This window comes from Candidatus Pelagibacter sp. HIMB1636 (assembly GCF_052047675.1).
GTDB lineage: Bacteria > Pseudomonadota > Alphaproteobacteria > Pelagibacterales > Pelagibacteraceae > Pelagibacter.
The window spans coordinates 32,805-56,521 of sequence record NZ_JBNAJP010000001.1; the positions used below are offsets into that span (position 1 = coordinate 32,805).

At 30.1% G+C, this 23,717-nt stretch carries 25 protein-coding genes and 1 tRNA gene; 20 read left to right on the forward strand and 6 right to left on the reverse strand.

What is annotated here, in order from left to right; translation table 11 throughout:
- Nucleotide 1 precedes the first annotated feature (1 nt).
- The 16 genes from ACTTA6_RS00190 to ACTTA6_RS00265 all read left to right on the forward strand — a co-directional run bounded on the left by ACTTA6_RS00190 (nt 2) and on the right by ACTTA6_RS00265 (nt 15,116).
- A complete protein-coding gene (locus ACTTA6_RS00190) occupies nt 2–547 on the forward strand; it encodes a 5-formyltetrahydrofolate cyclo-ligase (protein WP_440613989.1) in 546 nt (181 codons plus the stop codon).
- Nucleotides 544–1,347: a TIGR00282 family metallophosphoesterase gene (locus ACTTA6_RS00195; RefSeq protein ID WP_440613990.1), complete on the forward strand. Its 804-nt coding sequence runs from the start codon at nt 544–546 to the stop codon at nt 1,345–1,347. The genes ACTTA6_RS00190 and ACTTA6_RS00195 overlap by 4 nt, the downstream gene beginning before the upstream one ends.
- Nucleotides 1,348–1,354: 7 nt before the next feature.
- Nucleotides 1,355–2,080, forward strand: coding sequence for a YebC/PmpR family DNA-binding transcriptional regulator (locus tag ACTTA6_RS00200; protein ID WP_440613991.1), 726 nt, complete (start codon nt 1,355–1,357; stop codon nt 2,078–2,080).
- Nucleotides 2,080–2,571, forward strand: coding sequence for a crossover junction endodeoxyribonuclease (locus ACTTA6_RS00205; protein ID WP_440613992.1), 492 nt, complete (start codon nt 2,080–2,082; stop codon nt 2,569–2,571). The genes ACTTA6_RS00200 and ACTTA6_RS00205 overlap by 1 nt, the downstream gene beginning before the upstream one ends.
- Before the next feature lie 53 nt (nt 2,572–2,624).
- Complete coding sequence (tolQ, locus tag ACTTA6_RS00210) at nt 2,625–3,299, forward strand: protein TolQ (RefSeq protein ID WP_440613993.1); 675 nt, start codon at nt 2,625–2,627, stop codon at nt 3,297–3,299.
- Entirely contained in the window at nt 3,300–3,716 is a 417-nt protein-coding gene (tolR, locus tag ACTTA6_RS00215; protein ID WP_075506058.1) for a protein TolR, read from the forward strand.
- Nucleotides 3,717–3,721: 5 nt separating this feature from the next.
- Complete coding sequence (locus tag ACTTA6_RS00220) at nt 3,722–4,585, forward strand: energy transducer TonB (RefSeq protein ID WP_440613994.1); 864 nt, start codon at nt 3,722–3,724, stop codon at nt 4,583–4,585.
- 12 nt (nt 4,586–4,597) lie between these two features.
- Nucleotides 4,598–5,938, forward strand: a complete 1,341-nt coding sequence (tolB, locus tag ACTTA6_RS00225) for a Tol-Pal system beta propeller repeat protein TolB (RefSeq protein WP_440613995.1) — start codon at nt 4,598–4,600, stop codon at nt 5,936–5,938.
- Between the two features lie 106 nt (nt 5,939–6,044).
- The gene (gene pal / locus ACTTA6_RS00230) at nt 6,045–6,584 is read left to right on the forward strand and encodes a peptidoglycan-associated lipoprotein Pal (protein WP_440614677.1); all 540 of its coding nucleotides are present in this window, start codon (nt 6,045–6,047) and stop codon (nt 6,582–6,584) included.
- A 78-nt stretch (nt 6,585–6,662) separates the two neighbouring features.
- Nucleotides 6,663–7,667, forward strand: a complete 1,005-nt coding sequence (gene ybgF, locus ACTTA6_RS00235) for a tol-pal system protein YbgF (protein WP_440613996.1) — start codon at nt 6,663–6,665, stop codon at nt 7,665–7,667.
- Nucleotides 7,627–8,649, forward strand: a complete 1,023-nt coding sequence (gene tilS / locus ACTTA6_RS00240) for a tRNA lysidine(34) synthetase TilS (protein WP_440613997.1) — start codon at nt 7,627–7,629, stop codon at nt 8,647–8,649. Before ybgF ends, tilS begins: the two co-directional genes overlap by 41 nt.
- Nucleotides 8,650–8,712: 63 nt before the next feature.
- Complete coding sequence (gene ftsH / locus ACTTA6_RS00245; protein ID WP_440613998.1) at nt 8,713–10,620, forward strand: ATP-dependent zinc metalloprotease FtsH; 1,908 nt, start codon at nt 8,713–8,715, stop codon at nt 10,618–10,620.
- A 6-nt stretch (nt 10,621–10,626) separates the two neighbouring features.
- Entirely contained in the window at nt 10,627–11,679 is a 1,053-nt protein-coding gene (gene folP, locus ACTTA6_RS00250) for a dihydropteroate synthase (RefSeq protein WP_440613999.1), read from the forward strand.
- Complete coding sequence (glmM, locus tag ACTTA6_RS00255; protein WP_440614000.1) at nt 11,679–13,010, forward strand: phosphoglucosamine mutase; 1,332 nt, start codon at nt 11,679–11,681, stop codon at nt 13,008–13,010. The genes folP and glmM overlap by 1 nt, the downstream gene beginning before the upstream one ends.
- A gap of 1 nt (nt 13,011) precedes the next feature.
- The gene (gene thiD, locus ACTTA6_RS00260; protein WP_440614001.1) at nt 13,012–13,824 is read left to right on the forward strand and encodes a bifunctional hydroxymethylpyrimidine kinase/phosphomethylpyrimidine kinase; all 813 of its coding nucleotides are present in this window, start codon (nt 13,012–13,014) and stop codon (nt 13,822–13,824) included.
- On the forward strand, nt 13,824–15,116 hold the full coding sequence (locus ACTTA6_RS00265; protein ID WP_440614002.1) for an adenylosuccinate synthase: 1,293 nt from the start codon (nt 13,824–13,826) through the stop codon (nt 15,114–15,116). The genes thiD and ACTTA6_RS00265 overlap by 1 nt, the downstream gene beginning before the upstream one ends.
- On the opposite strand, the gene rpoH is transcribed toward ACTTA6_RS00265, so the two are convergent.
- On the reverse strand, nt 15,113–15,994 hold the full coding sequence (gene rpoH / locus ACTTA6_RS00270) for an RNA polymerase sigma factor RpoH (protein ID WP_440614678.1): 882 nt from the start codon (nt 15,992–15,994) through the stop codon (nt 15,113–15,115). The two genes, ACTTA6_RS00265 and rpoH, sit on opposite strands and share 4 nt — an antisense overlap.
- A gap of 53 nt (nt 15,995–16,047) precedes the next feature.
- Nucleotides 16,048–17,028, reverse strand: a complete 981-nt coding sequence (locus tag ACTTA6_RS00275) for an RluA family pseudouridine synthase (protein ID WP_440614003.1) — start codon at nt 17,026–17,028, stop codon at nt 16,048–16,050.
- Nucleotides 17,029–17,051: 23 nt separating this feature from the next.
- Between ACTTA6_RS00275 and ACTTA6_RS00280 the strand changes: the two genes are divergently transcribed.
- A tRNA-Arg gene (locus ACTTA6_RS00280) sits at nt 17,052–17,128 on the forward strand.
- Between the two features lies 1 nt (nt 17,129).
- On the opposite strand, the gene ACTTA6_RS00285 is transcribed toward ACTTA6_RS00280, so the two are convergent.
- From ACTTA6_RS00285 to ACTTA6_RS00295, 3 genes are read right to left on the reverse strand one after another with little or no spacing between them, the layout of a single operon-like run.
- Nucleotides 17,130–17,921 (reverse strand): ABC transporter permease, encoded by a 792-nt coding sequence (locus tag ACTTA6_RS00285; RefSeq protein WP_440614004.1) that lies wholly within the window; start codon nt 17,919–17,921, stop codon nt 17,130–17,132.
- The gene (locus ACTTA6_RS00290) at nt 17,918–18,646 is read right to left on the reverse strand and encodes an ABC transporter ATP-binding protein (protein WP_440614005.1); all 729 of its coding nucleotides are present in this window, start codon (nt 18,644–18,646) and stop codon (nt 17,918–17,920) included. Before ACTTA6_RS00290 ends, ACTTA6_RS00285 begins: the two co-directional genes overlap by 4 nt.
- Nucleotides 18,643–19,578: an L-threonylcarbamoyladenylate synthase gene (locus tag ACTTA6_RS00295; protein ID WP_440614006.1), complete on the reverse strand. Its 936-nt coding sequence runs from the start codon at nt 19,576–19,578 to the stop codon at nt 18,643–18,645. The genes ACTTA6_RS00290 and ACTTA6_RS00295 overlap by 4 nt, the downstream gene beginning before the upstream one ends.
- 20 nt (nt 19,579–19,598) lie before the next feature.
- Between ACTTA6_RS00295 and ACTTA6_RS00300 the strand changes: the two genes are divergently transcribed.
- The 3 genes from ACTTA6_RS00300 to dxs are packed head-to-tail and all read left to right on the forward strand — an operon-like array spanning nt 19,599 to nt 22,617.
- Complete coding sequence (locus ACTTA6_RS00300; protein WP_262590296.1) at nt 19,599–19,835, forward strand: exonuclease VII small subunit; 237 nt, start codon at nt 19,599–19,601, stop codon at nt 19,833–19,835.
- On the forward strand, nt 19,832–20,704 hold the full coding sequence (locus tag ACTTA6_RS00305) for a polyprenyl synthetase family protein (protein WP_440614007.1): 873 nt from the start codon (nt 19,832–19,834) through the stop codon (nt 20,702–20,704). Before ACTTA6_RS00300 ends, ACTTA6_RS00305 begins: the two co-directional genes overlap by 4 nt.
- Nucleotides 20,701–22,617 carry a 1-deoxy-D-xylulose-5-phosphate synthase gene (gene dxs, locus ACTTA6_RS00310; RefSeq protein WP_440614008.1) on the forward strand — a complete coding sequence of 639 codons (1,917 nt, stop codon included), beginning with the start codon at nt 20,701–20,703 and terminating at the stop codon, nt 22,615–22,617. Before ACTTA6_RS00305 ends, dxs begins: the two co-directional genes overlap by 4 nt.
- Before the next feature lie 4 nt (nt 22,618–22,621).
- Here the strand turns inward: dxs and aroC are convergent, their stop codons facing one another.
- Nucleotides 22,622–23,704: a chorismate synthase gene (gene aroC, locus ACTTA6_RS00315; protein WP_440614009.1), complete on the reverse strand. Its 1,083-nt coding sequence runs from the start codon at nt 23,702–23,704 to the stop codon at nt 22,622–22,624.
- Nucleotides 23,705–23,717: the final 13 nt, after the last annotated feature.

Here is a 23,717-nt window from a genome sequence, read left to right on the forward strand (position 1 = left end):
TGTGAATAAATCTAAATTAAGAAGAAAGATAACATCACTTAGAAAAAAAAATTTTCAAGAAAATTTGAAAATCAATTCTTTAAAATTAATTAAATTCCTAAGTGATAATAAGCTTAAAACAAGAATTGTTGGAGGATATTATCCATGCAATCATGAAATAGATGACTTAGAAGTTTTAAATTTATTTAGTAAAAATAAAAAAATTACCTCATTACCGATCATCAAGAAAGATAACCAAATGGACTTTTATGAATGGTCCAAAGATAATCCATTAAAGATAAACAAATATGGGATTATTGAACCATTATCTCAAAAGAAAGTTTATCCAGATATTTTATTAGTTCCACTATTAGCTTTTGATAAGCAATTTAACCGTTTAGGTTATGGTGGTGGTTTTTATGATCGTTATGTTGAAAAAATTGAAATTAAAAAAAAGGTCTTTAAAGTTGGATTTGCTTTTTCTTTCCAAGAATTAAAAGAGGTACCAATTAATAATTATGATAAGAAGCTTGATTTAATAATTACAGAAAGAGGTTTAATATTTTGAGAATTTTATTTTTAGGCGATGTTGTTGGTATTTCGGGGTGCTCTAAACTTACAAGCAGCTTACTTAGTGAAGTTGAATTAAAAAAAATAGATTTTGTTATTGCCAACGGTGAAAATGCTGCAGCCCAAGGTGTTGGTTTGACTGAAGAAATTTGCAAAGATTTTTATAACTGTGGTGTTAACGTAATCACAACAGGTAATCATGTTTGGGATCAAAAAGAAATCATGAAATACATAGAAAAAGAAGAGAGATTGTTACGTCCTAAAAATCTTTTTGAGCCTGCACCTGGTCGAGGTTTTCAAATTTTTAAAACAGATAAAAATATAAGAGTTGGGGTACTTAACCTCATGGGAAATGTTTTTATGAAAAAGTGTGAAGATGTTTTTGAAACTTCAAAAAAATTTTTAAGTGAATATAAATTAAAAGATGATTACGATTTATTAGTGGTTGATTTTCATGGTGAAATTACCAGTGAGAAAAATGCCATAGGTCATTTTTTTGATGGTCATGCAACTTTGGTTGTCGGAACTCATACACATGTACCAACTAATGATGCCAGAATACTAAACAAAGGCACTGGATATCAAACTGATGCAGGCATGTGTGGAGATTACGACTCTGTAATTGGGATGGACAAAGAGAATTCATTAAACAGATTTTTAAAAAAAGACTCGGTTAAACATTTTCCTGCTGTTGGAGAAGGGACTTTGTCTGGTGTTATTGTTGATTGTGATATAAATACTGGTTTAGCTAAAAGTATTAATAGTTATATATTTGGAGAAAAATTAAAAAATTTTTAATTTAGATATGGCAGGTCATTCTCATTGGGCGGGTATTAAACATAAAAAAGGAAAAGCTGATAAGCAACGTTCAAAAATATTCTCAAAGTTATCTAAAGAAATTACAGTAGCTGCAAAACTTGGAGACAAAGATCCTGCAATGAATCCAAGATTAAGATCAGCAGTACAGGCTGCTAGATCAGCAAATATGCCAAAAGATAATATAGAAAGAGCAATAGATAAGTCTTCTGCTGCATCTGGTGCAAATTTTGAAAACTTGAGGTATGAGGGATTTGGACCAAAGAAAATTGCAGTAATTGTAGAAACTTTAACTGACAATAAAAATAGAACAGCTTCCAATGTGAGAACTATTTTTCAAAAATCTGGTGGAAGTCTAGGTACCCAAGGATCAGCATCTCATAACTTTAAACAACTTGGGATAATAAAAATTGATAAAAATGAAATATCAGATGATAAAATTTTTGAATTGGCTATAGAAGCTGGTGCAGAGGAATGTATTTCTCACCAGGATTTTCATGAAGTTCAATGTGTTTCAAATGAAATATATAATGTTAAAAAAAATTTAGAAAATACAATAGCAAACTTTATTTCAACAGAAATTGAGTGGGTGCCTATAAATAGTGTTGATATTCAAAATGATGAGAAAGAAAGTGTGATTGAGTTTTTAGAAAATTTAGAAGATGATGATGATGTTCAGAACGTTTTTTCAAACGTAAATTTGGGAAATATTTGATGTTAATAATTGGAATAGATCCAGGAATATCAGGATCTATATGTTTTTTAGAAGATGGAATAATCAAAGATGTGATTGAAATGCCAACAATGATCGAAGGAAAAAAAAATAAAAAACAAGTAAATGGATCTCAAATATTTAATGAAATTTCTCTAAGAATAAAAACATATGAAAAAAAAAATATTAAAGTTGTTGTAGAACAAGTTTCAGCCATGCCAGGTCAAGGTGTAACTAGTATGTTTAATTTTGGTCAATCTTTTGGAATTTTAAAAGGAATTTGCAGCGCAATGCAGTTGCCAATTTATTTTGTAAGACCAGCAAAATGGAAAAAATATTTTAATTTAATTAACTCAGAAAAGGATGCTAGCAGGACAAGAGCTATTGAAATATTTCCTTATTTTTCGTCAAATTTATCAAAAAAAAAAGATTCTAATAAAGCAGATGCAATTCTGATAGCCAGTTATTTTCATGAAACATACAAAAATGACTAATCTTTAAAATTATATAGTCAAATTCATGACACAATTAAGTGTGATGAGTGATTATGGAAGCAGACATAGCCGCAAATGCAATAGACTTAGGAACAAATACAGATTTTTCACTTTTTAGTTTATTTTTAAAAGCAGACATAATTGTTAAAGCAGTAATGATTAGCTTAATACTTTGCTCAGTATACTCATGGGCGGTGATTATAGAAAAATATCGACTATTTAAAAAAATAAATAAATCTTCAGAGGAATTTGAAGAAAAATTTTGGAACTCTAAATCTGCTGAAAATTTTTATAATAGTTTACCAAATAATTTAGAAGACCCAATGTCTTTGGTATTCCAAAATGCCATGGAAAACTTACTAAAGAAAAAATCTAAAACAAACTTGAGTGAAAGAATGACAGCCTTCCTTGAGGGTGGAATAGAAAAAGAAATGTCAAAGATTGAAAAAGGATTTACTTTTTTAGCAACTGTTGGTTCAACGGCACCATTTATTGGATTATTTGGAACAGTTTGGGGAATTATGAATTCTTTTCAGTCAATTGCTATTTCAAGAAATACTAGTCTTGCAATAGTTGCACCTGGTATCGCGGAAGCATTATTTGCAACAGCGTTAGGACTCTTAGCAGCTATACCTGCGGTAGTTGCTTATAATAAATTTAATACTGACGCAAAAAAATACTCAGAAAAATTAGAGAATTTTTCAAAAAGATTTTTAACAATAATTTAAATGGCTTTTAAATTAAATCGCTCATCTAAGGAACCAATGAGTGAGATTAACGTCACTCCTTTTGTTGATGTGATGTTGGTTCTATTAATTATATTCATGGTCACGGCACCGCTCTTAACAGTTGGTGTTCAAGTTGACTTACCTGAGAGTTCAGCAGATTCTTTACCTGAGGAAACAGAACCTTTAACATTATCTATCAATGCTAAAGGTGAAATTTTTATACAGGAGTCAAAAGTTGAATATGACAATATAATTGCTAAAGTTTTAGCTGTTTCAAAAAATAGAACTGATACAAGAATTTATGTAAGAGGTGATAAAACAATAAACTATGGAAGAGTTTTAGAGATAATGGGTTTATTATCTGGATCTGGTTTTACAAAAGTTGCTTTAATCTCTGAGCCTCTTAAACAAAGGTAGTTGCGGTGAAGAGTAGTAGTATAGCTATATCCTCAGCTTTACACATATCTTTAGTTGTCCTTACAGCTTTAAGTTTGCCTTTTCTATCAAAAAAACCAATAGACCTTCCACCCATAGTTTCTGTTGAATTAATTCAAATAACAGAAGAAACAAATATTCCTTTTGCGCCTAAAGCAAAAAAAATTATTGAAAAAGTAAAAGAAAAAGAAAAAAAACTTGTTTCAGAACAAGCTCCACCCAAAAAGGTAAAAAAAACTAAAACTAAGACTGTTGTCTCAGAGAAAAAAAACAAAACGATAGAAAAACAAAATCCTGAAGCTGTCCCTTTGCCAGATAAAGAGGTAAAAAAACTAAAGACTAAAGAAGAAAAAAAACAAAATCCAGAAAAGGTAGATAATGAAGTAAAACAAGTATCTGAATTTGAAAAAAAAGATTTATTTGATCCAAATAACATTGCTGCATTGATAGATAAATCAAAAGAGGAAACAGCGGAAAAAGTTAAAACCAATAATGATGTTACACAAGATCAAGTAAGAAACGTTGAAAACTCTAAGCTTACTCTAAGTGAGGAAGATGCTTTAAAAGCCCAAATTTTTGGTTGTTGGAGTATCCCGTTAGGTTTGCCATATGATGAAAATTTACTGGTTAGAATAAAATTAAAGCTTAAACCAGATGGTTCAGTCACCAAAACTGAGATATTAGATCATGCTAGAATGAATAAACCTGGCCAAGGTTTCTATAAAGTCTTAGCAGAAAGTGCCTTAAGAGCAGTAAGATTATGTCAACCTTTAAGAGTTCCAGCTTCTGGCTATGAGAGGTGGAAAGAATTACAATTAAATTTTGATGCAAGAGAGATGTTAGGAGGTTAGTATAAAGAGTTTATGATTAAAAAACTAATAATTGTGATCTTTGTTTTAATTCCAATAAAAGCTTTAGCGTTAATTGAAGTTGATATTACAAGGGGAAATTTAAACCCTCTTCCACTTGCAGTCTCACCATTATCAATAGATGAAACGTCTAGAAAAAATTTTGAGCAAATTTTAGATAAAGAGAACATTGGATCTGAAATATCATTAATTGTTGAAAATAATTTAAGAACTTCAGGTTTATTTAATCCTTTGGATAAAAAAGCATTTTTACAAGCTCCAGATATAGCAAATTTAAAACCAAGATTTGAGGATTGGAATTTAATTAAAGCTCAAGCTCTTATCACCGGTAAAGTAAATTTTATTAATGATAAATTAAGAGTTGAGTTTAGACTTTGGGATGTGCTTGCTGCAAAAGAGATGATGGCTTTAGCATTTACAACTGTACCAACAAATTGGAGAAGAGTTGGGCATATCATATCAGATAAAGTATATGAGAGGTTAACAGGAGAAAAAGGGTATTTTGATACAAGAATAATTTATGTAGCTGAAGAAGGACCAAAAACACAAAGAATAAAAAAATTAGCTATCATGGATCAAGATGGTGCAAATAACAAATTTCTAACTTTAGGAAATGAGCTTGTACTTACTCCACGATTTAACCCTGCTAGCCAAATGGTTACTTATCTATCTTATTTTAAAAATATGCCACGTGTTTATCTTTTAGATATTGAAACCGGAACACAGGAAGTAGTTGGAGATTTTCCTGGAATGACATTTGCTCCTAGATTTTCACCTGATGGTAAAAAAATAATCATGAGTTTCGCAAAAGATGGAAAATCAGATATTTATACAATGAATTTAGAAACTCGATTAGTAGAGAGAATAACAAATCATCCTTCAATTGATACATCACCTTCTTATTCTCCAGATGGAAAATATATAACTTTTAACTCTGACAGAAGTGGTTACCAACAAATTTATGTCATGAAAAATGATGGAAGTGACGTGAAAAGAATTTCTTTTGGTAATGGTTTGTACGGAACACCAGTTTGGTCTCCTAGAGGTGATTTAATTGCATTTACAAAATTACATAAAGGAAAATTTTATATTGGAGTGATGAGAACGGATGGAACTGGTGAAAGATTGTTAACAGAAAACTATTATCAAGAGGCCCCATCTTGGTCACCCAATGGAAGAGTTTTGATATTTTATAGAGAAACAAAAACTAATTCTAAAGGCGAAGGTTTTTCTGCTAAATTATGGTCTATTGATTTAACTGGTTATAATGAAAGATTGATAACAACTGAGACGGACGCATCTGACCCATCTTGGTCGTCTTTATTAAGTAATTAATATCATTTTATCTTTAAATACGATGAAATTTCTTGATTTTTTGGGTTGAAACATCTAATTAGTTGTGAAAAAAATAGTATTTGAAAAAGCAGCAAGGAGCAAATTAATGAGATTAAACAAAATTTTCAAAAACACGTTATTAGTTATTTCAGCTGGAATAATCTTAACAGCGTGTGCAACAAAAAAAGAGGTAGCTGTAGAGGCGCCAAAAGAAGAAACTAAAAAAGAAGAAGTAACTAAAATTGAAAAAATTGCAGGTCAAATGCAAGGAGACGTTTACGTTGGAACAGATAGCGTAAAATATTTAGCAGATGGTGTTGCTGATAGAGTGTTCTTTGCAACTAACGAATCTATATTAACTACAGCTTCAAGAGAAACTTTAAGAGCTCAAGCTGCTTGGTTAAGAGAAAATTCTAACATCACTGTAGTTTTAGAAGGTCATGCAGATGAAAGAGGAACAAGAGAATATAACTTAGCACTTGGAGAAAGAAGAGCTAACGCTGCAAAAGATTATCTAATGACTTATGGTGTTTCATCAGACAGAATTACTGTAATCAGTTATGGTAAAGAAAGACCTGTTGACTCAGGATCAAATCCTTTAGCATGGTCTAAAAACAGAAGATCAGTTACTGTTAAAGCAAACTAAAGAATTTTTAAAAAAGACCCTAAAATTAAAAACTTTTAGGGTCTTTTTTTTGCCTTTTTATAATCATATAAAAATTTAATGAGATCACTTTTTAGATCAACATTATTTAATTTAATAATAATATTAAATTTCTTTTTTTCGGGAATTGCTTACTCAGATAACCATAATATTTATGAAATTTTAGATTTAATTAAAAAAGATTTAAAAACTCTTGAAAGAGCCGTTTACTCAGGATCAATAGAAATAGAAAGTACAACAAATAATCAATCAGTATCAAGTCTTGATAATAATTCCGAGGATGTCTTAACTAGACATTTGTTAAAGTTATCAGAGGTAGAGGAGCAGTTTAGAGAACTTACTAATAAATTTGAGGAAATTAATTTTAAGCTTGATAAACTTTCGAACAGAGTATCCAAGCTACAGTCTGATAATCAGATAAGGTTTCAAGATATAGAAAATGATTTAAGTTCTGTTAATGTAATTGATAGCAGTCAACAACTCAGTTCTGCGCCTAAAATTGAGAAGCAAATTCTTCCTGGAAGCTCGCAGCCTCAGGACTTAGGTACAATTTCTTATAAAGATATGGAAACTTCAGAGGAGAATCAACAGATTCAATCGGTTGATACTACAGCTTCTATTGTAGAAGAAACTTTTCAAGCTGAAGATAAAATTTTACCAATAGATTTAACTCCAAAAGAACAATATGAATTTGCAACAAGTTTCTTAAAAGTTGGAGATTACAGTACAGCAGAAAGAGCTTTTAGAGAATTTGTGTTATTAAATCCTGAAGATGAATTAGCAGGTAGTGCTCAATATTGGTATGCAGAAACTTTCAGGATAAGACAACTTTATACTGATGCTGCTTCAGCTTATCTCGAAGGATATCAAAAATATCCAAAAGGAAAGAAAGCTCCAATAAATTTATTAAAACTTGGAGTTTCAATGGTTCAAATTGGTGAAAAAGATCAAGGCTGTAAGATGATTAATGGTGTAGAGTTGCAGTATCCAAACGCAAATCAGTCTGTAATACAAAAAGCAAAATATGAGTCTAAAAAATTTGAATGCGTCAAGCAAGATTCATAAACAACTTCTTAATAAGCTAAGAGATAAAAGAATTTATAAAATCTATAATAAATTTGAAAATAATTTAAATTTAAATAACGATTTTACAGTTGCTGTGTCAGGTGGCCCTGATAGTCTTGCTTTAGCTTTTTTTTCAAAAATTTATTCAATTAAAAAATCTTTAAAAATTAAATACTTTCTAGTTGACCATAAATTGAGAAATAATTCATCTGTAGAAGCTTTATTTGTAAAAAATCTTTTGAAGGATTTTTCTATAGATTTAGATATTTTAAAATGGAATGGGAAAAAACCCAAAAATAATATCCAATCTCTTGCAAGAAAAAAAAGATATAATCTCTTAATTAACCAATCAAAAAAATTTAAAATTAATCATATTTTATTTGGTCATCATGAAGATGATGTTTATGAAAATTTTTTAATTAGGCTTTTAAGAGGTAGTGGTTTAAAGGGTATCGTATCTTTAGACAAAACGACTTTAATTAATAATGCAAATATCTTAAGACCTTTAATAAACGTTGAAAAAAAAGATTTAATCTACATCTCAAAAAAGGTGTTTAATAAATATGTAGAAGACCCTTCAAATGAAGATGAAATTTTTACAAGAGTGAGAGTAAGAAATTTAATTAAAAATCTTGAAAGTGAAGGTTTGGATAAAAGTAAATTTAAATTATCAATTAGTAATTTAAAAAGTGTCGACCAATCAATCCAGTTTTTTTGTGAAAAAAATTTAAAAGAAAATTCGATTATTTCTAAAAATAAAGTTGTATTAAAAGAAGAATTTTTTAATTTTCCTCAAGAAGTTTTGTTCAGGTCATTTTCAAAGATCTTACAGTTAGTTGGGAAAAAGTATTTTCCGCCCAGAGGTAAAAAAATTACCAATATTTTAGAAAATCTACAGAGTAAAATTACTTTTAAGTCTACACTTGGGAATTGTGTAATAAAAAAAATCAAGAAAACTGTAATTGTATATAAAGAGCGTTAATATCACTAAATTTATAGTTATTTTGTCACTTGTTTAATTTGCAATAATTCTTATCTTTACACCATGAATTTTAAAAATCTGGCTATGTGGGGAATAATAGTTTTTTTAACTATTGGTCTTTATAACATGTTTAAAAATCCTCAATCAAATATTAGAGGAGGAAATCAAATAATTTTTTCAGATTTTTTAACTTCAGTTGAAAATGGAGAAGTTTTAAAAGTTGAGATACAGGGAAACAACATCAAGGGTGTTTACTCAAATGGAAATTCATTTTCAACTTATGCTCCAAACGATCCAAATTTAATTGAAAAATTATCAGACAAAGGAGTAAGTATTTCAGCAGCTCCGTTAGAAGAAAAAATGCCATCTTTATTTGGCGTACTACTTTCTTGGTTCCCAATGCTTTTATTAATTGCTGTTTGGATATTTTTTATGCGACAGATGCAAGGTGGAAAAGGTGGAGCAATGGGATTTGGCAAGTCAAAAGCTAAGATGATGAATGAACTTAAAGGCAAAGTAACATTTAATGATGTTGCTGGAGTAGAAGAGGCAAAAGAAGAAGTAGAAGAAATTGTAGAATTTTTAAAAGACCCTAAAAAATTTAGTAGACTTGGTGGAAAGATACCTAGAGGTGCTTTATTGGTTGGACCTCCAGGAACGGGAAAAACTTTGTTAGCAAGAGCTATTGCAGGTGAAGCAGGAGTTCCTTTCTTTACTATCTCTGGTTCAGATTTTGTTGAAATGTTTGTTGGTGTTGGAGCATCAAGAGTAAGAGATATGTTTGAACAAGGTAAAAAAAATTCTCCGTGCATAATATTCATTGATGAAATAGATGCAGTTGGAAGAAGTAGAGGTGCGGGTTTAGGTGGAGGTAATGATGAAAGAGAGCAAACTTTAAACCAATTATTAGTAGAGATGGATGGGTTTGATACTAATGAGGGAGTTATCATAATTGCAGCAACAAATAGACCTGATGTTCTTGATCCAGCACTATTAAGACCTGGAAGATTTGACAGACAAGTAGTTGTTTCAAACCCAGATATTATTGGAAGAGAAAAAATTTTAAAAGTCCATGTGAAAAAAATTAAGATGGCACCCGATGTAAATTTAAGAACTATTGCAAGAGGGACCCCCGGTTTTTCAGGAGCAGATTTAGCTAACTTAGTCAATGAAGCTGCTTTATTAGCAGCTAGAAAAAATAAAAGAATTGTAACTTTATTAGAATTTGAAGAAGCAAAAGATAAAGTATTAATGGGTGCTGAAAGAAGATCAATGGTAATGACTGAGGATGAAAAAAAGCTTACCGCATATCACGAAGGTGGCCATGCTTTAGTCTCGTTTAATATGCCTAGTTATGATCCAATTCACAAAGCCACTATCATTCCAAGAGGAAGAGCTTTGGGAATGGTTATGAATTTACCAGAAAGAGATAAACATGGATATTCAATCAAATATTTAAAAGCTAGACTAGCAGTTTGTTTTGGAGGAAGAGTTGCAGAAGAATTAATTTTTGGAAAAGATAACATTTCTACAGGAGCAGGTGGAGGAAGTGGTTCAGATATTAATCAAGCTACTCAACTTGCAAGAGCGATGGTAACTAAATATGGTATGAGTGAGGAAATGGGTCCAGTTGAGTATGGAGAAAATCAAGAGGAAGTTTTCTTAGGTAGATCTGTTACTCAAACACAATCAGTTTCTGAAGAAGTTGCTCAAAAAATTGATAAGGAAATTAGGAAACTAGTCGACGAAGGATATAATCAAGCAAAGAAAATTTTGAATGAGAAAATTGACGATCTACATAAAATTGCTAAAGCATTAATTACTTACGAAACCTTAACAGGTGAAGAGATTGAGAACATAATTAACAAAAACTTATATCCAAAAGATAAAATTTTAGAAAATCAAGACTCAAAAGATGATCATGACTCGGCTTTAGGAGCCATGGGTCTAAAACCAAAAATTGTTCATTAATTTATAATGCAAAGATATTACACAAGAGCGTGTAATTTCTATTATGGTAATCAATCAAAAATTTTAGTAAGTAAAAAAAAAGCCATACCATTACATCAAATTAAGGAAATATCGTTTGATCATATTGAAATAATAACTAGAAAATCAAAGAAAAAAATTTCAATTAATCAAATAAAATATTTACCAAATGATTTAAAGAAAAAAGTTAATTTAGATTTAAAAAAAATTAAAACTAAAAAAAAAAATTTTTCTAACTTAGAATTTAAAAAAGTTCCAAATATACTAGGTGTCTTAAATCTTACCCCAGATAGTTTTTCTGATGGAGGAAAATTTAATACAAAACAAAGAGGAATAAGTCATGCTTTTAAACTATATAACGATGGTGCTGATTTAATCGATGTTGGAGGAGAGTCAACAAGACCAGGTTCAAAGACAGTAAATAAGGAAGATGAATGGAAAAGAATTAATGAAATCTTAAAATCTATTGTAAAAAAAATTCCGATTTCTTTGGATACTAGAAAATCTGATATAATGAAAAATGGAATTAAATTAGGTGTAAAACTAATTAATGATGTTTCAGGCTTAAGTTTTGATACAGAAACAATAAACGTATTAAAAAAAAATAAAGTTCCTTTTGTCATTCAGCACACGCTTGGAACACCAGAAAATATGCAAAAAAATCCAAAATATAATAATGAATTACTAGATATTTATGATTTTTTTGAGGAGAAAATAAAACTTCTAAGGTCTAAAGGTATTAAACATAACAATATAATTTTAGACCCTGGAATCGGGTTTGGAAAAAAACTGAAACATAATATGAATTTAATCAGAAGTGTTTCTATTTTTCATTCATTAGGATTTCCTATACTTGTAGGAAATTCTAGAAAAAGATTTATTAGAGATATTTCCAAAAAAAATGATAGCTTTACTAGAATTGGAGGAACAATATCGTCATCATTATATTTGATGACACAAGGAGTTCAGATTTTAAGAATTCATGATGTTAATGAAGTTATGCAAGCAATTAAAGTTTTTAAAGAGATAACAAATAAATAATGGCAAAAAAATATTTTGGAACAGATGGAATAAGAGGAGCTATTAATAGTAAAAATATTAATGGAGATATGTTTTTTAAGTTTGGACTAGCTAGTGGTACATATTTTAAATCCCAAAAGAAAAAAAAACAAACAGCAATAATAGCAAAAGATACAAGATTGTCAGGATATACTCTCGAACCTGCGCTTGTTTCTGGTTTGGCTTCTGCTGGCATGCATGTTTACACATTGGGTCCTTTACCAACCAATGGATTAGCTATGCTTACAAAAGAAATGAAGGCTAATATGGGTATTATGATTACAGCTTCTCATAATCCTCATTATGACAATGGATTAAAATTATTTGGTCCTGATGGAATGAAATTATCAGATAAAATAGAAAAAAAAATAGAAGCTCTTATAGATAAAAAAATATCAAATAACCTTTCCAGTCCTGAAAACTTAGGAAGAGTTAAAAGATTAGAAACAGGAACTAAACAATATATTAAAATATTAAAAAAAAATTTCACAAAAGAGTTCAATTTAAGAGGATTAAGAATTGTTATAGATTGTGCCAATGGTGCTGGTTATAAAGCAGGGCCTGAGTTATTAAAATCATTAGGCGCTAAAGTTATAGCAATAGGTGTAAACCCAAATGGTTTAAACATTAATAAAGATTGTGGCTCAACTTTTCCAAGAAAAATTAGAACAGCTGTAAAAAAATATAAAGCTCATATTGGCATTTCTTTAGATGGAGATGCTGATAGAATCATAATGTGCGATGAAAAAGGTAACATTGTAGATGGTGATCAAATAATAGCTGCTTTAGCTGCAAGATGGAAAAATAAAAAAATGTTAAAAGGTGGTGTTGTTGGAACTCTAATGTCGAATTATGGATTGGAAAAATATTTAAAATCTAAAAGAATAAAATTTTTAAGAGCTAATGTAGGCGATAGATATGTTAAAGAAAAAATGCAAAAATATAAATTTAATTTAGGTGGTGAACAATCAGGACATATTATTTTAGGTAAATTTGCAACAACTGGAGACGGGCTGCTTGTAGCTTTAGAAGTTCTTTTTGCTCTGAGAAAAGGAAAAAAAACGAGTGAATTTTTTCAGAGTTTTAAGAAAACTCCTCAATTATTAGAAAATATAACTGTTAAAGATAAAAATATTATTAATAAACCTGAAATAAAAAAAGTTATAAAACTCGCAGAAAAATTAATTCATGGTAAAGGAAGAGTTTTAGTTAGAAAATCGGGAACAGAAGCTAAAATTAGAGTGATGGCAGAAAGTGATAATAAAATACTTTTATCCAGATGTGTAAACATGATATCCAAAAAAATAAAATAAATTGAAACCAAATTCGAAAATTTTAATTATTGCTGGTTCAGATTCATCTGGTGGGGCTGGTATACAAGCTGATATTAAAACTGTTACAGCTCTAGGTTCTTATGCGATGACAGCTATAACTGCAGTTACAATTCAAAATACTACAGGTGTGAAATCAATTGTTGGTATTAATCCGAAAGAAATTTTCAATCAAATAGTTTTTACTTCAAAAGATATTAAGCCTGATGCAATCAAAATAGGAATGTTACACTCATCTAATGTTATCAAGATGGTAATTAAAGCATTAAATTTAATTAAAGTTAAAAGTATTATTTTAGACCCTGTCATGGTTGCAAAAGGTGGTGCCAAATTAATAGATAATAAAGCAATTAAGTTATTAAAATCGGAATTAATAAAAAAAGTTTCACTAGTTACCCCTAATATTCCTGAAGCTGAAATTTTGACTGAAACAAAAATCATATCTGTTGAAGATATGATTTACGCTGCAAATAAGCTTATGGAATTTGGAGCTAAAAATGTTCTTATTAAAGGTGGACATTCAAAAAATAAAATAGTTAAGGATGTTTTTGTTAATAAAAAAGATATTAAGATTTTTAATAGTACGCGTTATAAAACAAATAATACTCATGGTACAGGTTGTACTTTATCAAGTGCAGTTACTACATTTGTATCGTGTGGAAAACCAGCAAAGAAATCTTGTGAGCTTGGAATTAAGTATGTAAATTCAGCCATTAAAACAAACCCAAATTATGGAAGAGGTCATGGTCCAATTAATCATCTCACTTCTATAAAAGTAAATAAAAAATTTAATTAATGAAAAACATAGTTGTTGTTGGATCTCAATGGGGTGATGAAGGAAAAGGTAAGATTGTTGATTGGTTATCTGAACAGGCAGATGTAGTTATTAGATTTCAAGGTGGTCATAATGCGGGCCACACTCTCGTTATTGATGGCGTTACTTATAAGCTGAGATTACTTCCATCTGGCATTGTTAGAAAAGGTAAAATATCAATAATTGGTAATGGTGTTGTTGTAGATCCTTGGGCCTTATTGGAAGAAATTGAAGAGATTAAATCTAAAGGTGTAGAAGTAGATGTAGATAACTTCATAATATCAGAATCTGCAAATCTGATTTTGCCATTCCATAGAGAAATGGATGAAATTAGAGAAGATACGGCAGGAAAAAGTAAAATAGGAACTACCAGAAGAGGAATTGGTCCTGCTTATGAGGATAAAGTAGGAAGAAGATCAATAAGGGTTATGGATTTAAGATCAGAAAAAAATTTAGATCAAAGATTAGATTCTGTATTGATACATCATAATGCAATCAGAAAAGGACTTGGAAAAAAAATTTTTGAAAAAGATCAACTTAAATCTGATTTACTCAAAATTGCTCCTAAAATATTAAAATTTTCACAGCCTGTATGGCTTAAAATTGATCAATTTAAAAAGCAAAAAAAGAAAATCTTATTTGAAGGTGCCCAAGGTATTTTACTTGATGTAGATCATGGAACTTATCCTTTTGTAACTTCATCTAATACAGTTGCTTCGAGCGCAGCTACTGGAACAGGCTGTGGTCCTAATTCAATAAACTATGTTTTAGGAATTACAAAAGCTTACACAACAAGAGTAGGGGAAGGGCCTTTTCCAACAGAACTAACTGATGAAGTAGGTGAACTTTTGGGCACACGTGGAAAAGAATTTGGAACTGTTACAAGTAGAAAAAGGAGATGTGGGTGGTTTGATGGTGTTCTAGTAAGACAAACAATTAAAGTTTCAGGTATAGATGGTATAGCTTTAACAAAATTGGACGTTCTTGATGAATTAGATGAAATTAAAATGTGCATTGCTTATGAACTAGATGGAGAAAAATTAGATTATTTGCCTGCTGCTGTAGAGGATCAAATTAAAATAAAACCAATTTACAAATCTTTTCCAGGCTGGAAAGTATCTACTAGTGGAATTAAAAATATGGACTCATTACCTGATAATGCAAAAAAATATATTTTTGCAGTAGAAGATTTTATAGGTGCAAAAATATCAAGCGTCTCTACTAGTCCTGAAAGAGATGATACTATTTTAATTGAAAATCCTTTTGAAGCTTAATTTGCAGGTAATAAATTTTTAGATTTAGCAAGAAGTAGCATTTGTTTTTGAAGTTTTTCAAATGCTTTATTTTCTATTTGTCTAACTCTTTCTCTACTAATTTTATATTTTTTACTTAAATCTTCCAGAGTAGTTGGATCATCATTAAGTCTTCTTGAATACAATATCTCTCTTTCTCTATCATTAAGCACTGTAATAGAATCTTTTAATAAGTCTTTTCTTTGCTCCATTTCCTCATGTTGAGCAAATTTTAAATCATGATCAAGATCTTTATCTACTAACCAGTCTTGCCATTCATCACCATCCTCTCCAACTTGAGCATTCAATGAAAACTCTTTTCCAGAAAGTCTTCTGTTCATTGAAACAACTTCTTCTTTACTAACATCAAGTTTGTTGGCAATATGGTTTACGTGTTCGTCCCTTAAATCACCTTCAGTTTCAGGGGATATTTGGTTTTTAATTTTTTTTAAATTAAAAAATAATTTTTTTTGAGCAGTTGTTGTTCCAATTTTTACAAGACTCCAAGATCTTAAAATATATTCTTGGATGGATGCTTTAATCCACCACATAGCATAAGTTGCTAATCTAAAACCTTTTTCAGGTTCAAATTTTTTAACAGCCTGCATCAAACCAACATTTCCTTCTGAAATCATTTCATTAATTGGCAGACCATAGCCTTTGTATCCCATAGCAATTTTTGCAACTAATCTTAAGTGACTAGTTACTAATTTTTCAGCAGCTTTAATATTTCCAGTTGTTTTCCAATTTTTGGCTAACATATATTCTTCTTCTGCGGCCAACATTGGGAATTTTTTAATCTGTTCTAAATATGCAGAAAGACCACCCTCATTGGATAGTGTAGGAAGATTGTTGCTCATAGTTGTGTTCATAGCAGAGTTTATTTAGTTAATTATACTTAATTTTCAATAATTTATTCTTCAGTGTTTCTAAGCATTTTTAAAATATTATTTAGTTCTTGAGGCAAAATTGAGGTAAAAATCAGCTCTTTCTGAGTTCTAGGATGAACAAAGCCTAAAGTCTTTGCGTGTAGAAATTGTCTGTCTAAATTTGTAATTGAATTTTGAATGTCAAAATCAACGTTTTTTAATTTTTTATATTTTTTTTTATATTTGTCATCACCAACTAAACTATTTCCTTTATAGTTCATGTGCACTCTGATTTGATGAGTTCTGCCAGTTTCTAATTTGCATTCGACTAAACTTAATGTAGGTATTTTTTTATTTTCGAAAATTTCAATTGTTTTATAGTTTGTTACAGCTTTCTTACCCTTTGAACCGCTCACTTCCATAAGTTGTCTGTTTTTTGAACTACGAGTAATAAATGTTTCTATCCTACCAAAAGATGGTCTTAGCTTTCCCCATATTAAAAGTTGGTATTCTCTAATAATTGTGTGCTCACTGAATTGTTTTGATAAATTTTCATGGGTCTCATTATTTTTTGCCACAACAACTAAACCTGAAGTATTTTTATCAATTCTATGGACAATTCCTGGTCTTAATTCATCCCCAATAGTTGATAAAGATTCTTTATTATAATGCATCAATGCATTTACAATTGTTTTGTCATAATTGCCTGCTCCAGGATGCATTATAATTCCTGAAGGTTTATCGATGACTAATAAATCAGAATCTTCATAAACAATATTTAATTTAAAATCATAAGGCTTTAGAGATGCAATCTCTGGTTCTGGAATCGTAAGATTTACAACATCACCAATCGAAACTTTTTTAGATGGACTTTTAATTATTTCATTATTTAGTTTTAATTTTTCTTTTAAAATTAAATTTTTAACTCTGGTTCTACTAATAATTTCGTCTCTTTTGTTAATTAATACATCTACTCTTAAATTCTTTTCTTCTTCTTCAACTATAAAATTAATGCTTTTTTCCATAAAATATAATATTAATACTAAATGCGCTTGTAGCTCAACTGGATAGAGCGCCAGATTTCGGCTCTGGAGGTTCAGGGTTCGACTCCTTGCAGGCGCACCATTTACTCTCCAATATTAATTAATGTCCCTTTTTCTCTAGCTTTATCAAACGAAAAATAAAAAGTTGCTATAGCAACTGTGAAATAAAATGCATTTAATGAAAGTGCGATACGAATATTTTCATAGCTAACAATTCCATTGACCAAGATATTTCTGGTTTCTTCAAATATATAAACTAATGGCAATGCGAAAGCTATTGATTGAAATATTTCAGGTAAAATTTCAACTGGATAATAGATACAGCCAAAAGGTGCCAATAAAAACATTGTAGACCATGCAATATTCTCAAAAGATGGCCCAAATCTTAACAACCCAGCTGATACAAAAAGCCCCAAAGTAATTCCAAAAATGTACAAACTTAAAAAAAGAAAAGCTAATGGTAATCCCAAGTTTAATATAGATATGCCAAATAATGGTGAGGTTAAAAGTATCGCTGGAATTAATCCGATTAAAGCTCTTATTAAAGCGGTGATTACAAGTGCAGTAATTATTTCACTAATTTTCATTGGAGCAATAAATAAATTAGTAAAATTCCTACTCCAAATTTCTTCTAAAAATAACATATTAAAACCAATGCTTGTTCTAAAAAGAAAATCATAAAGAATTGCACAAGACAATATAACTCCAACAGCTCCACTATAGTATGAACTGTGTGCTGCAAAAAAATTGGAAATGAAACCCCAAAGAGTTATTTGTATGGAGGGCCAATATATTAAATCAAGTATTCTTGGGAACGATCTAGTAATTAAATAAAAATGCCTTAAAAATAATCCATATATTCTTGTAATATTCATTTATCTTTCCTAACAATTTCTAAAAAAACTTCTTCGAGGTTTTTTTGTCCATATTTTCTTATTAAATCTTCTGGAGTACCACTGTCTACGATAGTACCATCTTTCATCATCATAACAGAATTACATAATCTTTTTACTTCATCCATGTTATGAGAAGCCAGCAAAACAGATATTTTTTTTTCTTCTTTATACTTTTCTAAAAAGGTTCTAATAAAATCTGCTGTTTCGGGGTCTAGAGCAGCAGTTGGCTCATCTAACAAGAGCACAGTAGGATCATTAATTAATGCTTTCGCAAGACTGACCCTATTTTTTTGTCCTGATGACAGCTCTCCTGTAATTTTATCTAAAAGATCTCCCAATCTTAATTTTTCTGAGAGAAAATTAATTCTCTCATTCAAATTTTGAATATTATATAGTTTCCCATACACAATTAAATTTTGGTTTACTGTTAATTTTTTAGGCAATTCAATATAGGGAGAAATAAAATTCATTTTGTGTAGAATTGAAATCTTATTATTTTCAATATTTTTACCGTTAATTAATACTTGGCCATTTGTGGGTTTTAATAATCCTAGTATCATTCCGATTGTTGTTGTTTTTCCGCAACCATTTGGACCTAACAGTCCTACTATTTCATTTTCATTAATTTTAAAATTTATATTATTAACTGCATTTTTAGTCTTATATGATTTTGATAGATTTATGACTTCTATTGAGTTTTTCATTTGAAGTTTGATGCTCTCTTGAGTCTGTCGTTTATTGTTTTTCCAATTCCTTCATTTGGTATTTTTTCTACAGCTATTGATTTATATTTATCTTTTTTTATTTTCCTTAAAACACTATACAGGTTTCTGGCAGCTTCATTTAAGTTACTTGTTTTGCTTAAATAATAAATATCTTTAGATATATTTTCTCTTTTTTTTAAGAGTACAAAAGCTTCATTTTTTTTGTTTTTTTTTGCATTCATTCTTAAAGGTAATCCTGGAGAATAGTGTAAAGGAAAAAGACCGGGAGAAATTTTATCTTTTGAATTTATATTAATTATTATTTTTTGATTCAAAGTTTTTTTAATCTTTGAAACACTCAATCCTCCATATCTTAGTAATCTAGGTTTATTTGTTATATTTAATATTGTAGACTCGACACCAATTTTACAAACACCACCATTCAAAATAAATTTTATTTTGTTGCCAAATTCATCTTTGACGTCTTCTGCTTTTACAGCACTTAAGCTTGAAGAAATATTAGCACTTGGTGCTGCAACTGGATATTTTAAATTTTTGAGTAATTTTCTAAATAGAGGATGTTTTGGAAATCGTATAGCAACTGTTTTTTTATTATTAGTTACAAACTTAGATATTTTAGAATTTTTTTTGAGCTTCAATATATATGTTATTGGTCCTGGAGAAAATTTTTTATAAAGTTTAATAAAATTATCATTTATCTCGCAGTCTTCTGAAATTTTTTTTAAATTATAGTAGTGAACAATTAGTGGATTGTTAGTAGGTCTTCTTTTTAGGTTAAAAATTTTTTTAACAGCAGTGTCCGAGTATGCGTTGCCTGCGAGTCCGTAAACAGTTTCTGTTGGAACAGCTACACAATGACTTTTATCTAAGTAATTTTTCGCTTTTTTGATGTTTGATTGAATATTTTTCATGTAATAGTAATGATTAATATATGAAAGATAAAAATTTACCACTCGATTATGATAATAGAACGCTTGAAGAGTTAACAGATGAAGCAAATCAAATGATAAAGTCTTTAGAAGAAAAAGATGACTTAGACAATTCTGTAGAAAGCTATCAAGAGTTACTAAAATTAAATAATTTAATTGAAAAAAAATTTCAAAAAAATTTAAGATCTATTAGTGAAAATACAAATAAAAAAATTAAGGATATCATTAAGAGAAAGTGAAAAATCAACTTAATAAAATTGCAAAAGATACCAATTTATTCTTGAAAAAATATATTCAGGAACAAGAAAATTCCAAATTAATTTATCCAATGAAGTATGGATTATTTCCTGGAGGAAAAAAAATTAGATCTAAAATATTAATTGATATTGGATCGTTATTCTCAATTAACTATCACACATTAATTGCTATAGGCGCTGCTGTAGAATGTATTCATGCTTATTCTCTTATTCATGATGATTTACCATGCATGGATAATGATAATATGAGAAGAGGTAAACCATCAACTCATATTAAATTTGGTGAGTCGACAGCTGTCCTCGCTGGAAATTCATTATTAACAATGGCTTTTGAAATTTTAACTAGTTCCAAGATAAAGTTGAGGGACAAAATTAAAGTTAAATTAGTAGATAAACTTTCTATGTGTTCAGGACATTTGGGTATAGCGGGTGGTCAATATTTTGATTTAGATTTTGAAAAAAAGAAAGTTTCAAAAAAACAAATTATAGAAATGGAAATTAAAAAAACAGGAAAACTTTTTAGTTTTTGTTGTGCAGTACCAGCAATCATTAAGGAGAAAAGTCTAAAGGAAATAAAATTTTTTGAGAGTCTTGGTTCTGATATTGGTCTTCTTTTTCAAATAGCAGATGATTTAATAGATTTTAAAGGTAATTCTAAAATTGCTGGGAAGAGAACAAAAAAAGATCAAAAAAAAGGCAAAGCTACGCTTATAAGTTTGCTAGGTTATGATGCTTCAATCAAATATTGTGGTAAGATTATTTCAGATATTAATAGAAATTTAAAAATTTATGGTTCAAAATCAGAAAATTTAAACGATACATTAGAATTTATATTGAATAGAAATAAATGAAAAATAATTACAAGTTTTTAAATAATATTAACTTTCCATCCGATTTAAGAAAAGTTTCTGAAAATGATTTACAACAAGTAGCTGATGAAGTTAGAGAAGAGATGATCAGTGCAGTATCTAAAACTGGTGGACATTTAGGTGCAGGTCTAGGGGTTGTTGAGCTTACTGTAGCTCTGCACTATGTTTTTGACACACCTAATGATAGATTAATTTGGGATGTAGGACACCAAGCATACCCACATAAAATTTTAACAGGAAGAAAACAAAAAATTACAACCTTAAGACAAGGCAACGGTTTATCAGGTTTTACTAAAAGATCTGAGAGTGAGTATGACCCATTTGGTGCAGCTCATAGTTCCACATCTATATCATCTGCACTTGGCATGGCTGAAGCAAATAAATTAGAAAATAAATCTTCAAATGTAATAGCTGTTATTGGAGATGGCGCAATTAGTGCTGGTATGGCATATGAAGCTATGAATAATGCTGGCGCATCAAAAACTAAAATGATCGTTATATTAAATGATAATGACATGTCTATAGCAAAACCAGTAGGAGCAATGAGAACATATTTAGCAAAGTTATTTACTGGAAAAATCTATTTTAGCTTAAGAGAAACTTTAAAATTAATCACCTCAGCTTTTTCAAAAAGATTTAGTGCTAAAGCTGGTAAGGCAGAAGATTTTTTTCGTTCTGCTGTCACCGGTGGAACACTATTTAGCTCACTTGGTTTTTATTATGCAGGACCAATAGATGGACATGATCTTTCTACACTTGTCCCTATTTTAAGAAATGCTAGAGACTCAAAGCATGAGGGTCCAATTATGATACATATTAAAACTCAAAAAGGAAAAGGATATTCTTATGCTGAAAAAGCTAGCGATCACTATCATGGAGTATCAAAATTTAATGTTGAAACTGGAGAGCAACAAAAAAGTGGTTCTAATTTACCTGCATATACAAAAGTTTTTGCAAATACACTTGTTAAGCATGCAAAAAAAGACAGTAAGATTGTTGGAATAACTGCAGCAATGCCAGGTGGAACCGGTATGGATATCTTTGGCAAGGAATTTCCAAAAAGAATGTTTGACGTTGGTATAGCTGAACAGCATGCAGTTACTTTTGCTGCAGGTCTTGCAACAGAAGGGTATAAACCCTATGCCGCTATCTATTCTACCTTTCTTCAGAGAGCTTACGATCAAGTAGTGCATGATGTAGCAATACAGAGTCTACCTGTAAGATTTGCAATTGATAGAGCTGGATTAGTTGGCGCAGATGGATCAACGCATGCAGGGTCTTTTGATATTACTTATTTGTCAACTTTACCAAATTTTATCGTGATGGCAGCTAGTGATGAAGCTGAGTTAATCAAAATGATTAATACTTCGGTTGATATTAATGATAAACCCTGTGCAATAAGATATCCAAGAGGAACAGGTATTGGAGTTGAACTTCCTTCAATAGAGGAAAAAATAAAAATAGGTAAAGGAAAAATTATTCAGCAAGGAACTCAAGTTTGTTTGTTGAGCTTAGGAACTAGACTTGAGGAATGTAAAGTAGCCGCAGAAGAATTGAAAGCAAAAGGTATTTCAACAACAATTATAGATGCCAGATTTGCAAAACCTTTAGATGAAGATTTAATTTTAAAATCTGCAAGAGAACATGAATTAATGATTACAATTGAGGAAGGTTCTATAGGAGGATTTGGTTCCCATGTTAAAAATTTATTAGCTGAAAAAGGAATATTTGATAAAGGGTTAAAATTTAGATCCATGACTCTTCCAGATGAATTCATAGAGCAAGATAATCCAAAAAATATGTATGATATTGCTGGGCTGAATAGTCCACAAATTATAAAAAAAGTTTTAGAAGTTTTATTTAATAAGGATTCAATTAGAGTAGTAAAAAACTAATTATTTATCCGCACTGAGCCTGATTCATTAGGTAGTGGTCTAATAAAACACAATTCATCATAGCTTCTCCAACTGGAACAGCTCTTATTCCTACGCAAGGGTCATGTCTCCCTTTAACAGATATTGTGGTATTTTTTCCGAATTTATTAATCGTTTTTCTTGTAGTTAAAATTGAAGATGTGGGTTTAACTGCAAATGATGCTATTATTTCTTGCCCAGAAGAAATTCCGCCTAAGATCCCGCCTGCATTATTAGAGTTAAATTTTAATTTATTATTTTTTAATGATATTTCATCAGAGTTTTGCTCGCCACTTAGTTGTGCAGAATTCATTCCAGCACCAACATTTACCCCTTTAACTGCATTAATGCTCATAAAAGCTGATGCAATATCAGAATCTAATTTTGAATAAATAGGCGCACCAAGACCTGCGGGAATACCTCTTGCTCTAACCTCTATTACAGCACCACATGATGACCCTGATTTTCTTACACCAAGTAAATATTTTTCCCATAATTTAATCATGGACTTATCTGGACAAAAGAATGGATTTTTTGAAATAATTTTATCATTCCACTGTAACGTGTCACATCCTAAGATTCCTAATTGAGTTACAGCACCTATAACTTTAAATTTTTTTCCTAATTTTTTTTGAAGTACTAGTTTAGCTATAGCACCAGCCGCAACCCTTGAAGCTGTCTCTCTAGCTGAGGATCTTCCTCCACCTCTGTAATCTCTAATTCCATATTTTTTGAAATAGGTAAAGTCCGCATGACCTGGTCTGAATTTATCTTTTATATTTCCATAATCTTTAGATCTCATGTCTTTATTATAGATAATTAAAGAAATTGGTGTGCCAGTAGTTTTTCCTTCAAATACACCTGAAAGTATTTGGACTTTATCGTCTTCTTTTCTTTGTGTGGTAAATTTTGATTGTCCAGGTTTTCTTTTGTCTAATTCAAATTGAATATCTTTTTCATCTAGATGTATATTTGGAGGACAACCGTCAACTATGCAGCCAATAGCAGGTCCATGAGATTCACCCCAAGTTGTGAAACGAAATAGCTTTCCAAAAGTGTTAAATGACATTATTTATATTATA